At 41.8% G+C, this 15,690-nt stretch carries 9 protein-coding genes; 5 read left to right on the forward strand and 4 right to left on the reverse strand.

The window, feature by feature from the left end:
* Nucleotides 1-19: 19 nt before the first annotated feature.
* The 4 genes from BOD01S_RS04745 to pruA all read right to left on the reverse strand — a co-directional run bounded on the left by BOD01S_RS04745 (nt 20) and on the right by pruA (nt 8,253).
* Nucleotides 20-1,192, reverse strand: coding sequence for a polysaccharide deacetylase family protein (locus tag BOD01S_RS04745; protein ID WP_052124888.1), 1,173 nt, complete (start codon nt 1,190-1,192; stop codon nt 20-22).
* A gap of 149 nt (nt 1,193-1,341) precedes the next feature.
* Nucleotides 1,342-4,407 carry an S-layer homology domain-containing protein gene (locus BOD01S_RS04750; protein ID WP_036155567.1) on the reverse strand — a complete coding sequence of 1,022 codons (3,066 nt, stop codon included), beginning with the start codon at nt 4,405-4,407 and terminating at the stop codon, nt 1,342-1,344.
* A gap of 1,078 nt (nt 4,408-5,485) precedes the next feature.
* Complete coding sequence (locus BOD01S_RS04755) at nt 5,486-6,688, reverse strand: ornithine--oxo-acid transaminase (RefSeq protein WP_036155565.1); 1,203 nt, start codon at nt 6,686-6,688, stop codon at nt 5,486-5,488.
* 14 nt (nt 6,689-6,702) lie between these two features.
* On the reverse strand, nt 6,703-8,253 hold the full coding sequence (gene pruA, locus BOD01S_RS04760) for an L-glutamate gamma-semialdehyde dehydrogenase (protein WP_036155563.1): 1,551 nt from the start codon (nt 8,251-8,253) through the stop codon (nt 6,703-6,705).
* 274 nt (nt 8,254-8,527) lie between these two features.
* On the opposite strand from pruA, the gene BOD01S_RS04765 reads away from it, so the two are divergent.
* The 5 genes from BOD01S_RS04765 to BOD01S_RS04785 all read left to right on the forward strand — a co-directional run bounded on the left by BOD01S_RS04765 (nt 8,528) and on the right by BOD01S_RS04785 (nt 15,663).
* Nucleotides 8,528-9,880 carry a sigma-54 interaction domain-containing protein gene (locus tag BOD01S_RS04765; protein WP_036156088.1) on the forward strand — a complete coding sequence of 451 codons (1,353 nt, stop codon included), beginning with the start codon at nt 8,528-8,530 and terminating at the stop codon, nt 9,878-9,880.
* A 5-nt stretch (nt 9,881-9,885) separates the two neighbouring features.
* Complete coding sequence (gene rpoN, locus BOD01S_RS04770; protein WP_036155561.1) at nt 9,886-11,157, forward strand: RNA polymerase factor sigma-54; 1,272 nt, start codon at nt 9,886-9,888, stop codon at nt 11,155-11,157.
* Between the two features lie 17 nt (nt 11,158-11,174).
* Nucleotides 11,175-12,479 carry a sigma 54-interacting transcriptional regulator gene (locus BOD01S_RS04775; protein WP_244887265.1) on the forward strand — a complete coding sequence of 435 codons (1,305 nt, stop codon included), beginning with the start codon at nt 11,175-11,177 and terminating at the stop codon, nt 12,477-12,479.
* Between the two features lie 239 nt (nt 12,480-12,718).
* A complete protein-coding gene (gene brnQ, locus BOD01S_RS04780) occupies nt 12,719-14,056 on the forward strand; it encodes a branched-chain amino acid transport system II carrier protein (RefSeq protein WP_036155558.1) in 1,338 nt (445 codons plus the stop codon).
* A complete protein-coding gene (locus BOD01S_RS04785; RefSeq protein ID WP_036155556.1) occupies nt 14,053-15,663 on the forward strand; it encodes an amidohydrolase in 1,611 nt (536 codons plus the stop codon). Before brnQ ends, BOD01S_RS04785 begins: the two co-directional genes overlap by 4 nt.
* Nucleotides 15,664-15,690 lie beyond the last annotated feature (27 nt).

Raw genomic sequence — 15,690 nt, forward strand, 5'->3', positions numbered from 1 at the left:
CTGGACACCCCCTTCCAAATTAATAAGACAAATACTGTCTAAACTGCTGTTCCGTTGTCTTTGGTTCAATTCCGATACGGTTAAGCGCAAACGGATCATCGCCGTATTTTACATAGCCGGTCTTCGTCGTAAAGGCCAGCTTATAACCCATATTTTTCAGTACCTGCTTGGTTGTTTCATTGTACTGGCCAAATGGATAAGCAAAATACTGCTGCGGTACTATTGCCTGGGACGCTGCTAAATCTTCCTTCAGTGTCTTGATCGTCTGCTGCACCACAAGTGACTTGCCATCAATGACTTGGTGAAGCGCATGGGTATGCCCCTCATATTGGAATACATCCTGCGACCATGCCATCTCTTCCTTTGATATAAACTGCAGATTATCTGGATAGAACTGCTGCGGTTTATCCAATACGCGGGAAGTAATCAGGAAATTAGTCGCCTGCATACCGTTTGATTGGAGCAGCGGGTATGCATAAATCAAGTTCGACAAAAGTCCGTCATCAAACGTCATCACTACCGCATTCTTCCCGAGATTGCGTTTCCCTTGCAGGAATTCATATAGCTCATCCATCGTGATTGTCCGGGCACCCATTTCTTTTAAGATGCTTATATTCTTGTGAAATTGCACATCCGTAATAGTAGTTGATGTCCGGTAATTTTTGTTTTCACTATCTTTTAAAATATGGTGATACATCAGTACCGGAACGCCCTTATCCACAGCCGCATATGTCTTTGGTACCAGCGCTACCCTGCCACCTGCTTCGACATAATAATATTTCTTATCTTCCTTATAGGCATAATGGCGTCTATTAGCGTATGACATATACAAAAGACGGCCTTTTTCATCGGTGAAATTCGCCCGCTTTGTCGTATAAATCATCTTTCCTTTACGATTAAGCTTCTCCGGCACCATCATCGTGCTGCCCCGCTTTGTTACATTCGCAGGAACACATCCAAGATGATTCTCGATTTCTATGTAATAGCAATCCGCTGTTTTCGACTCATAAAAATAATCCTGCTTACTATAAACTTTTCCTATTATCTCGCCCGACTCATCATACACCGGCGCAGATGCCTGTGTAATGAAAAACGTCGGCTCCCGATCTCCCTTCACCCGTGCTACATTCGCATCCGCCTGCTGCACACCGGCAAAAATCAGGAATAAGGCCAATATCACTACCCTTTTCAAAATATTACCTCCATGTAATTTGTTCGCCTTATCCATGATAGTATATTTTTGGGTAATTTGCTATAGCAAGATTGCAATAAAAAAATAGACTGTATCGGAAAAACCGATACAGTCTATCTAAAATATATAGATAATAATTAATCTATAAATTATTTTACTTTAATAACTCCGCCAGCAAGCTTATTACCTGCAGTATTGCCTGTTTGAGCGTTGTTTAGAGTAGAGTTATCTTTAGTAGCTGGTGTTGTTGGTAATACTACCTCAACTGTGTTAACTAAGTTTAGGTCCGCTACTGCTGTCCATTGAGCATTCGGAACACCAGTCACTTGGCTTAATACGATATCTTTTGTGAAGTCTAATGTATCGTCTCCATCAACATCGATGTATAAGTAAGAGAAACCAGTTGAAGCAGAATTATCTTGTGTTTTCGCTTGAACATCGATAATTACAGCCGATGTACCATCTACTAATGTAGTTGGTACAGCATTTACAGTTGTTGGTGCAGTGCCAGTTGTTGCTAGTACTTTACCATTGATAGTTAAAGAGCTGAAATCAGCTGCAGCTGCTGTTACTGCTTCAGAGAATGTAACTTGAATTTTACCATTAGCTAAAACAGAACCTTTAGCTGTTGGTGCCGTATTATCTAATGCGTTAATTGCAGATACATATGTTTTGAACGTAGCTGAAGAATCTTGAGCTTTAATACCAGTGATTGTTAACACTGCAGCGCCATCAGATTTTTCTACTGTGTTTGCAGGTAAAGTAAATGTCGCGTTAGTTCCTGCAGCATTAACAGAAATTACTGTATCAATCGGTAAAGCTTTTCCGTTGATTGAGTAGTTAGCTGGATTGATAGCAGAAGCTGCTGTTACAGGTTTAGAGAAAGTAACAGTTAATTTGTTATCTACATCTGTTGCAGCATTGATAGTAGTTCCTGTTACAGTTACTTCATTTGCAACAGCACCGAAATCTACAGACTTAGTAGCCTCTTTGTTATCATTTTTAGCAAAAGCAGTATCTTTAACTAAAGCTGGTTTAACTGTGAAAGCATATTTACCTGATTTAAGTTTGTTAGTAACTGATGCAACTGCTTCTGGTGCAACTACTAAAGTTTTACCATCTGTTGCTACAGATACAGTGTTGTTTGCGCCAAATACATCTGCAAATGCAACTTTTGTATTTGTAGCAAGATCAGTAACTACGATGTCGCCATCAACTAATGCTGTAGCAGCAGTTGTCAACTCTTCATTGAAGTGGAAGTATAATTTTGTTGCTTCGCCTTTAGAGTTTTTATCGTAAGTAATAGAGTCTAGGGCTGGACCAGTTACATCTTGATTTGCAACAACTGTTTGTTCGAAAGTTGTTACTTGGTTACCTGCTGTATCTAGTACACCTGATTTAACTTTTACAATTAAATTTTCAGTTGAATCATTTAAACCAAAGAAGTTAGTTTTTTCGCTGTCTGCTACATAGAACGTCGCTACTTTACCTGTTTTATCTAAAGCATAAGGAGTTGTGCTGTCAAACGAAACTGGTGTGTATGATTTTGTAGCACTATCATAACGTAAGATATCAACGTTTGCTAAAGATGCTTGATTAACTGCTTTATCAAAAGTAACTTGTACTTTATTGTCAGAAACAACAGCTGCTTTACCAGTAGCTGAAGATGCATCCTTAGTAACAGTGAAGTTTTGAGTTGTATAAACTACATTATTATCAGCGTAGTCAGTAAGGTTTAATACTTCTAAAGTATGAGCCTTATCAGCAGATAAGTTTAAACCAGTAATAGTTACTGTAGTATTGTTGTTAGAAAGAGTGCCTGTTGCTACTGCACCGTTTACTTTTAAAGTTGGTAATGCAGTTAATGGCTCGCTAAAAGTAACAGTTACTACTTGAGCAGCATTTGTATTTGTTGTTGAGACAATGCTCTTAATAGTAGGAGCAGTTGTATCGTTAACTGTCACTACACCTGAGAAACGTTTGATTTGCTCTTTGATTGAATCTTTTTTGTAGATTCCGTCAACAGTTACAACTAAATCTGTTTCAACTTTATATGCGTCTGTTAAAGTTAATAATACTGATTTGCCGTCAGCTTGCACTTCAGCATCAGCAACTACGTTATTTACAGAGCTAGCAGCTGTTGATACTCCGTAGTTAGCTTCTGTTGCCGCACCTGTACCTACTACATGGCTGAATTTAACTAAAACTTGCTTTGCGTTTACAGCTTCTACACCGCTAACAGCAAAAGTTTTAGCATCTTCAATTACTTGATCAGCTTTTGATACTAAGCCATTCATTGTTGTTTCAACCGCAGTGATCGCTTTGTTTAATGTAGCAACTTCTTCTTCAGTTAAGTCAGCTTTTTCGATTGCAGCTTTGATTTTTTCTAATTCTGCTTTAGCAGTAGTTACAGCAGTTTTTGCAGCTTCAGCATTTTCAACAGTAGTAATTGACTCTACAGTTGGTAAAGCTTTCGCTACAGCATCAATATCAGCTTGTAATGTATCTACAGTTACTTCTGGAGTAGCTAATATTTCTTCGATCACTTCAAAAGTAGTGTATAGGAATTTAGCGAATTGAGCACGAGATACTTGCTCTTTTGGACGGAAGTTAGAAACTGTTGTGATTTCAAGATCAGCTAGTGCTTGGATTTCATCTTGGTATGCAGCTTGAGCTTTATCTAAATCAGCTACTGTAACATCTTCGATTTCTTCAGCTACTTCTACTAAAGAGAAGCCTGTCACTGCAGTAGCAACACGGTCTAATACCACTGCCATGTTTTCGCGAGTGATGTTTTGTCCTGGGTTTAAGCTGCCAAGAACACCTGTGAATACGCCTGTTTCTTTAACTAAAGCAGCATATTTAGCTAGCTCTTTACCAGAAGCAGTTGTAGCGTTTACAGGAACGTCGTTGAAACGTTGTACTGTATTCCAGTCAGCAGGTACGATTTCACCGTTGTTTTCTAACCAGCGGCCTAACATGATTGCTACTTGGCCACGAGTTAATTTATTGCTTGGGCGGAAAGTATTGTCAGAAGCATAACCGTTGATGATGCCTTCATCTACTAATGCGTTGATAAATGGTGCAAACTCGTTGTCTGCTGGTACGTCTTTGAAGCCTGCTGCTGATGCAACTGGTACGATTGCTGATGCTACTAATGTAGCTGTTGCTGCAGTAGCAACAAATTTCTTATATGATTTCTGTTGGTAACCCATAGAAAATTTCCTCCTAATATCATTTCTTAGTAAGTACTAAAAAGTCTACCAGTTATTCCACTGATAATAATAAAATTATGTACTAATTCTAGGAAAATATCAAACAAATTTTCCAACTGTAACACGTCTGTAATATTATTGGATTATATTTCTACAAATTACTCTTTTAACTAATTTGACATATAATAGTTTGTATTTTTAATATATTTACCATACAATTCCTATTATATATAATAGTTGTAATAAAGTATATAGTTACATTTTTGATGTAATATCACTTTATTTAGGTCTTAAGTTTTATAAATTACATTTTATCCGCCTTATAATGAAGAGCAAATTTATACAACTTAATTTTTATATTGATATATCTATTTTATTCCATATTTTTTCTTGTATATTCCTCTAAAAAGCAACCAATTCCTTATTTAAAAACTTTTATCAGTATAATAAAATAAGTACCAGAAATGTATTGTAAAAGCTTTTGAATCCAGTTTGATCGCACTTACGGATTCAACTTTTACAGGAATGAATCTATTTTATTCCCCATTTCTATAAAAGAGCTGCAGATTCTGGCCAATCTGTTGCCCTTTACAACTTAATGTATTTCTTGGTTAGCCAAAACTTCTCGGATGCGTCGATCTGGGGAGTTTTTGCTGTTTATAAGGATTTTTAATATTCGTTGTAAAATCACGTTAAAAAACCCCAGATTCCTTACACTCTGCGGCAGTATTCTTCTAGCTATGAAATTTTAGGTAATATTCCTGTAATTCCCCAATGATAACAATTCTCTTACCTCATTCTCCCCTACTCAAGCTCTCCAAACTTTAGAGAAGATACTTCAATTCCTAAAATAAACTTCGCCCTGTATGTAACAATTGAAAAACTTTAACTTCCTTTTGAAATAATATCCGCGGTTTTGAGAGAAATACCCGCGATTTTTTGGAAAATACCCGCGAATTCATATGAAATACCCGTGCTTTTAACTAACACCCTGTCAAAAAGGCTCCCCCAATAAAATCGGAGGAGCCTGCACATTGTAATTTACTTCATATAATAAGAAAGCATTACGAATGAAAGCTTACTTAAATACATCTTTAATCTGCTCAATCGCCCAGTCTAGATCTTCTTTCGAAATCACAAGAGGCGGTGCAAAGCGGATAATATTATAGTGCGTTTCCTTACAGAGTATTCGTTTTTCTGCTAGTTTTTCGCAGTATGGGCGGGCAGCCTCTGTCAATTCCAGACCGATAAATAAACCACGTCCCCGTACTTCCTTGATAGCAGGGTGTTCAATTGTACGAAGCTGTTCCATAAAGTATTCGCCAAGCTCCTGTGAACGCTCTACCAGTTTCTCTTCTTCAATAACATCAAGTGATGCAATTGATACAGCACATGCAAGCGGGTTACCGCCGAATGTTGATCCGTGGGAGCCTGGATTGAAGACGCCCAGAATATCCTCGTTTGCGACAACAGCGGAAATAGGGAATACCCCGCCACCTAGTGCCTTCCCAAGAATAAGTACATCCGGAGTAATTCCTTCCCATTCATAAGCAAATAGTTTTCCTGTGCGGGCAAGACCAGTTTGGATTTCATCTGCGATAAATAACACATTGTTTTCTTTACATAGTTCGAATGCTGCCTTTAAATAACCGGCCGGTGGTACAATGATGCCTGCTTCCCCTTGGATCGGCTCGACAATAAATGCTGCCGTGTTCGGTGTAATCGCTTCTTTTAAAGCTTCGATATCACCATATGGTACAAGGGAGAAGCCCGGAACAAGCGGCCCGAACGCACGTTGGTACTCCGCCTCTGATGAAAGAGAAACCGCCGCTAATGTACGGCCATGGAAATTGCCTTGGCAGCCGACGATTTGTGCCTGGTTATCTGGTACACCTTTCACATCATATGCCCAGCGGCGTGCTGCTTTAATAGCTGTTTCTACAGCTTCCGCTCCCGTATTCATTGGTAATACCATGTTTTTACCTGTAAGGGCACATAGCTTTTCATACCATTCACCGAGCGTCACACTATAAAATGCCCGGGAAGTCAATGTCACGGCCTGTGCCTGATTCATCAAAGCATCGATAATTTTCGGATGACGGTGCCCTTGATTCAGCGCTGAATAGGCAGACAGCATATCCATGTAGCGGTTGCCTTCCGGATCTGTCACCCATACACCTTCTGCCTTTTCAATAACGATCGGCAGCGGGTGATAGTTGTTTGCCCCAAATTGATTCGTCTTTTCAATAACTGTGTTTGTTGAATTTGATTGTTTTAACATTATCATGTTCCTCCTTAAAATGATTGTGCAATGGTTTTAGCCTGCATATGCAGTAATAAATAATCCGGCGAACCGGCTTTTGAATCTGTTCCGGACATATTGAATCCGCCAAACGGCTGATAACCGACGATGGCCCCTGTACAGCCGCGGTTAATATATAGGTTACCGACATGGAATTCACGCTTTGCCTGTTCAATATGCGACGCATTATTTGAAATAACTGCACCTGTTAATCCGTAATCGGTATTATTGGCGACTTCCAATAAGTGACCGAAATCTCTTGCTTTCGAGATGGCAAGAACAGGACCGAAAATTTCTTCCTTCATTAAACGGGCATCCTCATGTACATCCGCAAAAACAGTCGGTTCGACAAAATAGCCTGTTTCTTCTTCAGTTGCCCCGCCTGTCATGAGACGGCCCTCCTGCTTGCCTATTTCGATATAGCTCTTAATTTTTTCAATTGATTTCTCTGAGATGACCGGACCAACAAATGAATCACGGTCGACTGGATTACCCATTTGTAGTGTTTTTGTCTGCTCGACAACTTTTTCAAGCACCGTATCGTATACATCCTCATGAATGACCGCACGCGAGCAGGCAGAGCACTTCTGTCCTGCATAGCCAAACGCAGACTTAACAATGGCAGTTGCAGCAAGGTTCAAGTCAGCATCTGCATCCACAATGATTGTATCCTTTCCGCCCATTTCGGCAATGACCCGTTTCAGCCATTTCTGCCCTTCATGTACGACTGCCGCTCGTTCATAGATTCGGCAGCCAACCTCTCTTGATCCTGTAAATGAAACAAAGCGTGTTTGAATATGATCAACGAGATAATCGCCGATTTCTGATCCAAGGCCCGGCAGATAGTTCACTACTCCAGCGGGCAGTCCGGCTTCTTTTAGTACATCCATAAATTTCGCTGCCACAACCGGCGCCGTTTCAGCGGGCTTTAAAATAACAGTATTTCCTGTAACAATTGCTGCTGCTGTCGTGCCTGCCATAATAGCCAGTGAGAAATTAAATGGCGGGATGATAATTCCCACGCCTAATGGAATATAGTGAAACTCATTATGCTCTCCGGGATTGCTTAAGACAGGCTTCCCTGCGCTTAATTCCACCATTTGACGCGCATAGTACTCAAGGAAATCGATACATTCCGCCGTTTCGGCATCTGCTTCATGCCATGGTTTTCCTACTTCTTTTACGAGCCATGCAGAAAACTCATGTTTGCGGCGGCGGATGATTGCTGCAGCACGGTGTAAAATATCAGCCCGCATGACCGGTGATGTATACTGCCATGTTTTATAAACGGCAGCAGCTGTCTGGATCGCCTGCTCAGCCATTTCTTTCGTCGCTAAGTGGACCGTTCCGATACATTCCTTTATATCGGCAGGGTTGATAGATAGCGCTGTATGATCAGACGTTACTTCCTTACCGTTGATAATCGCCGGGTACACAGCTCCAAGCTGGCTTTCTACTAATTGTATGGCATCGCTCATAGCTGTATAGGCTGCTTCATCGGTTTTATAATCGGTGAATGGTTCATGTTTGTATGGGATCGGCATTCTCATCTCTCCTTATTTTCTTTAACGGCGGGTATATAGTTTCCCTCTTATCAGCAATGACCTTCTGCTGCATTTTTATTTTCATGCTCATTAAATAGTTAGGTAATCTATACACCTGCTTTTATACAAACTATGTAGCAATTTTTGTGCCAACATAAAAATCTGAAAATATGCTATTCTTTAGATAGATAAATTAGAATTTTGCGCAAAATATTTTTGCTATTACCGAAAAAGGCAATTTTTTTTTGCGATAGGGGGCATTCGAGTGAGCTGGATGGAAAAAGTATATGAAACAATCATTGAAGCTGTTGACGTTGGCATACATGCTGTAGACAAAGACGGAAAGACAATCATCTATAATAAAAAAATGCGGGAGATTGAATCAATGCCTGCGGCGGATGTGATGAACAGGAATGTGCGGGAGGTATTTCAGTTCAATGACAATCAAACGAGCACTCTACTGCAGTCATTAGCCGAAGCTGAACGGATCATCAATGTAAAACAGACCTATTTCAACAACAAGGGTACTGAAATTACGACTGTCAATCAGACGATTCCGATTGAACAAAACGGGGAAATCTGTGCAGCTGTCGAGATTGCGACTGACATTTCAAAAATGAGCCGGCTCATGCAGCAAAAGGTACAGTATGAGCATGAACCATACACATTCGATAAAATTATCGGCAACAGTCCCTCACTCCTGGAAATTATAGATATTGCAAAACGGGCAACCAGAACGACATCAAATGTACTGATTATTGGGGAGACAGGCACAGGCAAGGAGCTGTTTGCACAAAGCATTCATACAGGCAGCAGCCGGGTAAACGGTCCCTTTATCGCCCAGAACTGTGCCGCTATACCGGATACATTAATGGAAAGTATGTTATTTGGGACGGCAAAGGGCGCCTTTACAGGTGCAGTGGACAGCCCGGGGTTATTCGAGCAGGCAAATGGCGGTACATTGCTGCTCGATGAATTGAACTCGTTGAACCTCAGCTTGCAAGCAAAATTGCTGCGTGTGCTCCAGGAAAAAAAGGTTAGAAGAATCGGTGGAAAAACAGACCAGCCCGTAGATGTACGGATTATTGCGACAATGAATGAGGACCCGGTCGATCTCATCACCCATAACCGTTTGCGGAAGGATTTGTATTATCGTCTGGCCGTTATTACGATAGCCATTCCGCCGCTTCGCGAACGGAAGGAAGATATCCCTGTACTTGTTCATCATTTCATCCAAAAATACAATCGTTTGTTTCAGATGAACGTGCTGGATTATACAACGGAAGTTGAGCAGCTTTTATATGCACATGACTGGCCGGGCAATGCACGTGAATTGGAGCATGTCATAGAAGCCGCAATGAACCTGATTCAATATGAAAAAACATTAACCTACGAGCACCTTCCCTATCATTACCGGAAGCGGATGCCATTTTCCCCTAGAGAGCAGACGCTGCATGTTGAGATGGAAGGAACGCTTGCAGAACAGTTAGCCATGTATGAAAAGCTGATTATTCAGCAGGCCCTGGAGGCACATCAAGGCCATATTACAAATGCAGCTGCCCATCTCGGTCTTAGCAGACAAAGCCTGCAATACCGGATGAAAAAATGCAATCTGCGAGAAAGGTGAGAAAAATGGAACAGCATCTTGAGCAAAGGCTTCAGACAAAGCTTTTTATGTCAAAGCATCTACAGCAGTCTCTTTCTCTTTTAACCTATAGCTATGAAGAACTGCTTGACTGCCTGCAGGAAAAGGCAGAGTCCAATCCTTTACTGGAGATCGACTTCCCTCTTCCTCATCCCGGAAATACGAATATGACCGAATATATAGCCCATGAACAGGTTCCTTCTTTAGAAACAGTTTTATTAGAGCAGCTTGCTTCTCTTCGTCTACCCGCAGCTGCTCATGCGGAGCTTCTCTACCTTGTCGAGCATGTAACAGAGGATGGCTATTTACAATGCGACCTGGAGGAGATGGCAGACATTTTCTCTATACCTTTGGAACACTGCGAAAAACAGGTGAAAGCATTGCAGCATTTTGAACCAGCCGGTGTCGGAGCTAGAGATCTGCAGGAATGTCTTATACTGCAGCTGCGTGATTGTCAGGAGGTACCGGATTATATAGCACCGATTATCAAAAATGACCTTGAGCTGCTTGCCGACCAGCAGTTTTGGAAGCTTGCTCAAAAATACAATATAACCGAAGAAGATGCCGACAGCTGTCTGTCCCTTATCCGCCGTTTAAAGCCGTCACTCCGGGCTGACCATGAAAGGTACGAAAATACCTATATGTTTCCTGAAATTCTTGTAGAAACAATAGGCCAAGAAGTAGTAGTACAGCTTCAGGAGAAATATTTTCCGGCTATCTCAATAAACGAGGTGTATCAGGAACTGTTAAAAGACCATGGGGAGAATCATTATTTAAAAATTCACCTCTCCGAAGCTCTCCGCCTAAAAAGCGGCGTCACAAACCGGTATGAAACATTATTCCGTGTTGCTAAAACAGCAGTTGAATACCAGTCCGCTTTTTTCCTTGGCGGAAAACCGCTTCGCGCGCTGCGTATGCGGGACATGGCAAGCATGCTGGGATTACATGTCTCAACAATCAGCCGGGCGGTGCATGAAAAATATATTCAAACACCAAAAGGAGTATTGCCGCTGAAGTCTCTATTTGAAAGAGGGGTTCATAACGAATCCCAGGAACATGTTTCAAGGTCATTTATTCAATTAAAAATAAAGGAAATCATTGATGGGGAAAATAAACAAAAGCCATTTTCCGATCAGCAGATTGCGGCTTTGCTGATGCTGCAATCCATCCAGGTAACAAGAAGAACGGTGGCGAAATACAGGGAACAGCTCCGCCTCCCCTCCTCCATCGATCGAAAGGAAAGGAAAAACCGTTTATGATAAAGGATCGCCATGCGATGAGCCATTATGATAATGTGCTCATAACAGATGAACAAGGTACTGTTTTGTTTTATGACTTAGCTGATATAAATGTATTGCAGCAAATGGGTGTTACACCGGATGATTTTTTTCATAGATGTTTTTTAGACAATTACGAGGCACTTGATGAAGAGACAAGCTCTATTTACCAAGTATTAAAACATAAAAAGCCCGTACATCTGCAAAATCAGCTTCTGCAGACGAAGGCCGGCTTCACGTTTTACTCAACGAACTCTACTTATCCTATTTTTGATGGTGAACAGTGCATCGGTACAATTGAATTTTCACGACATACGTACGAGCCTCCTGATATTGCCATGCTTCATCAGCATGCTGCTCATAAGCTGTACCGTGACAATCACACCGTCTATTGCTTTGAAGATATCATTGGGTACAGCGAGCTGCTGCTTCGGCAGATCGCCCGCGCTAAAAACAGTGCCAAAACCAATTCAGCCATCATGATTTATGGTGCATCTGGAACAGGCAAGGAAATGTTTGCACAAAGCATTCACAATGAAAGTGATCGCTTTACAAAGCCTTATCGTGTATTAAATTGCGGCATGCTGACAGCTGAAAATATAGATATACTCTTATACGGCGATGCCAAACAGCATGGAATGTTAGCCATGGTGAACGGAGGGACACTGCTTCTTGACCATATCCATCTGCTGCCAAAATCTTTACAGCCAAAGCTTCTACATGCTTTGGATTTGCAGCAGATAGTAATCGATGGTCAAGCTGTACCACTGAATATTCGATATATCAGCACAACGAGCCACCAGCCTGATGAATTATTGGTAAACGGTACGCTCGATGCCTCGCTATATTACAGGTTGAATGTTGTGCAAGTAGACTTGCCACCCCTCTCCAATCGAAAAGAGGATATCCTGCCTATCGTCGAAACGTACATTATGTTTTTTAATGACAAAATGACAAAAAAGGTGAAGTGCATAGAAGACGAGGTAAAACAGCTCTTTCTTATGTATAACTGGCCGGGTAATGTCCGCGAATTAAAAAATGCCGTTGAAAATGCCTATAATGAGCCACATGAAGGAGTTATTACACGGGAACATATCCCTTCCCGCATTCGGCATATGAAAGAGGAAAAGCAGCCGGCCGGTGAATATCATGGAACACTAAAGGATCTAACAGAGCAATATGAAAAAACACTTATAGCAGACAAGCTGAAACAAACGAACGGCAGACTGGCCGAAACGGCGCGCCAACTAGGTATTTCCCGACAACTATTAAAATATAAATGCACGAAATATGAAATCCGCTGAAACGGATGCTGATTTGAACGAATTTCCGGCTAAAGGCGAATAATCCTTTCAATCATACTGCCTGCCAAAAGACTTCAATAATTTTATGTTTACGGAAGCACACGCTATTATTTCCTGTTTCCCATAAATAAGATGTAAAAATTTTTTTACGCAAGGAGGCAATTTTTTACCTCCTTTTTTTACAGTTTAATATTTCTTAATATTGAAATATTAAAACTTTTTTAACAAGGGGTGGATGTATGGGGAAGGGATCACAGCATGTATTAGTCGTTGGTTTTGCTTTATTTGCATTATATTTTGGAGCGGGGAATCTGATTTACCCCCCTGCTGTAGGGAATGGAGCCGGTGAACAGTGGTTCCCGGCATTACTCGGCTTCTGTCTGACAGGCGTCATTCTACCGTTACTAGCTGTTGTCGCTATTTATAATACCGGGGGAACGATGAAAGCGTTAACAAGTCCTATGGGAGACTGGTTTTACAAGGCTTTTAATACGGTACTTATGGTCTGTATCGGGATGTGTTTGACAATCCCTCGTATGGCGGCAACAACACATGAAATCGGTGTTACATCATTTGCACCGAATATACCGCAATTTGTTTCAGTCGCTTTTTTCTTTGTGATTTGTTTTTACTTTGCCATTGACCCGCTTAATGTAATAGATAAAATCGGCAAATGGCTAACGCCGGTCCTTGTCCTCATTTTGCTGGTTATCATCGGGAAAGGTATCTTCACACCGATTGGCGAGATTACAGATACAGATGCCACAGGCCAATTCTCTTCAGCCGTCATCACGGCATATCAAACAGGTGATGTTGGTACAGGCATATTGGTAGCACCTATATTTTTAGCAGCAGTACTAAACTACGGTTATCGTGGAAAAGCCTTCAAAAAAATAGCTTGGGGCGGCATTTTAGTAGCAATGATTGCACTAATTGTTGTTTACGGCGGCCTACTTTATATCGGGGCAACAAGCAGTGCCATGCTGTCTGGTACTACAAGCAGTACAGAGCTGCTCTCCAGCATCGTAGGAATAGCACTCGGAAGTTTTGGCAAATACGCACTGGCAATTGCCATCATTTTGGCATGTCTCACATCTGCTATCGGTGTCATGGCTATCGCAGCGGAGTTTTTAAATGAATTGACGAAGAACATGCTTGGTTATAAAAGCTGGGTAGGAATTATCGCTATTATAGGAACCGTTATCGGCTCCCTAGGTGTGGATAAAATTGGTGAATTTACAACACCGATTTTATTAATCATCTACCCGCCGGTCATCGTCCTTGTGCTATTAGGAGTAATGGACCGTTTTGTGCCAAATGCCGGGGCTTACCGGGGAGCGATGCTGCTTACCTTCTTTATCAGCATTATCGAAACGGTTGCCAGCTACGGCTACTCTATACCTGTGCTGACATCATTCGTTTATCATCTGCCTTTCCAGTCGAGCGGATTCGCTTGGGTAGTGCCCGCCATTATTGGCTTTATTGTAGGTGCAGTTTTCCATAAACTCTTTAAATGGAAGTCACCGGTGAAACATACATTTGAGCAACTAGAGCTGAAAGAGGGAGAATCGATATGAAAACAATTTATAAAAACGCCGTTATCTATACAGCAGCAGATGTACAATCGCAAGTAGAGGCCATGATTGTCGAGGATGGGCAGATTATTTGGGTTGGTCAGGAAGCGGATATTCCGCCGGTTGATGGGAAGGTAATCAACCTCGAAGGCAAAACTGTTATACCAGGCTTGATCGAAGCACATATTCATCCCATCATGCTCGCCCAGTTATTAGAGCAGGTCGTTTGCCTTCCACCTGTTATTCATTCAATTGAAGAACTGATCGAAGTAATGAAGCAGTATGATCCGTCTGCAAAGGGTTGCTATGAAGGCTGGGGATATGATGAAGGAAAACTTGCCGAAAAGCGCAGCATCATCCGCAGTGATCTTGACCGGGTATCGACAGAGTTACCGGTTGTTGTCATGCGAACATGCGCCCATATCATCTCGGTTAACAGCAAGGCATTGGAAATCGCCGGGATTACGAAGGACACACCAAATCCTCCAGGTGGTGAAATCGACAGGGATGAAACAGGCGAGCCAACAGGCATTTTACGGGAAAATGCCAGAAATCTTGTCCTCAAGCATATTAAGCCTGATACAGAGCAGGAAATCATCGAAAAGCTAGTAAAGCTATCAAACACTCTATCATCATACGGCATTACAACGATTACCGAGATGATGGCAACAGAGGAGCCGTTCGATTATTTTACAATTTACCAGCACGCACAGCAAAAAGGGGTTAAGCAGCGCGTTGCCAACTATTATCATTTTGAATCCATTCAGCGGAAAAATCCGCTTAATCTGGTTTCAACCAATACCGCAAATGATACGTATATTGCCGGTATCAAGCTTTTCGCCGACGGCAGCATTTCCGGGAAAACAGCGCTTGTTCATGAGCCCTTCCTGAAGTCAAATCAGACGGGCATTGATATGACTTCCCCTGAGGAAATCCTTGCAGCTGCTAGGAAAGCAGAGGAACACGGTGTCCAGCTCGCCATCCATGCAATGGGTGATAAAGCGATTGAGCAGATTGTTAATACATGCAGCCAACTGACACCTTGGCTCACAGACGGCCCATCTGTACGTATCGAGCACGCGACCATGATCAGTGACGAAGTGCTGAAAAAAGCAGTCGATTGGGGAATCGGTCTTGTCCCCCAACCAATCTTTTTGTTTTGTGAAATTGAAAGCTATTTATCAAACCTTGGCCTGAAGAAATCCCAGACATTATACGGTCTTCGTTCATTTCTTGATGCCGGGGCAGCAACCGCCATCACTTCCGATGCCCCTGCTACAAGCTGGGCAGAGGCGGTTAACCCATTCATTTCCATGCAGGTCGCTGTCACACGGAAGGCTTACGATGGAACAGACCTTGGCCAGTCTGAACGCATTACGACGGCCGAGGCTCTCCAGCTCTATACAAAACATGCTCAAACACTGACAAGAACCGATTGTATCGGCCAATTAAGAGAAGGCTACGCTGCTGATTTCGTTATATTAGAAGAAGATTTGATGAATATACCTGCAGATCAGCTTATGCATATCAAGCCGCTTGCTACCTATATTAAGGGCGAAAAGGTATTTGAAAGAATACAGGCGGCAACGGGTGTTGGAAATGAAATATAGCCTTCCTGTTCATTAAATTCAATAAAC

Source organism: Lysinibacillus odysseyi 34hs-1 = NBRC 100172, from assembly GCF_001591965.1.
Lineage (GTDB): Bacteria > Bacillota > Bacilli > Bacillales_A > Planococcaceae > Lysinibacillus_B > Lysinibacillus_B odysseyi.

Coding starts and splice junctions, on each gene's coding strand:
- BOD01S_RS04775 (WP_244887265.1), top strand. CDS start 11,175: ATGAGCCATTATGATAATGTGCTCATAACAGATGAACAAGGTACTGTT.
- BOD01S_RS04750 (WP_036155567.1), bottom strand. CDS start 4,407: ATGGGTTACCAACAGAAATCATATAAGAAATTTGTTGCTACTGCAGCA.
- BOD01S_RS04755 (WP_036155565.1), bottom strand. CDS start 6,688: ATGTTAAAACAATCAAATTCAACAAACACAGTTATTGAAAAGACGAAT.
- BOD01S_RS04765 (WP_036156088.1), top strand. CDS start 8,528: ATGGAAAAAGTATATGAAACAATCATTGAAGCTGTTGACGTTGGCATA.
- brnQ (WP_036155558.1), top strand. CDS start 12,719: ATGGGGAAGGGATCACAGCATGTATTAGTCGTTGGTTTTGCTTTATTT.
- rpoN (WP_036155561.1), top strand. CDS start 9,886: ATGGAACAGCATCTTGAGCAAAGGCTTCAGACAAAGCTTTTTATGTCA.
- pruA (WP_036155563.1), bottom strand. CDS start 8,253: ATGCCGATCCCATACAAACATGAACCATTCACCGATTATAAAACCGAT.
- BOD01S_RS04785 (WP_036155556.1), top strand. CDS start 14,053: ATGAAAACAATTTATAAAAACGCCGTTATCTATACAGCAGCAGATGTA.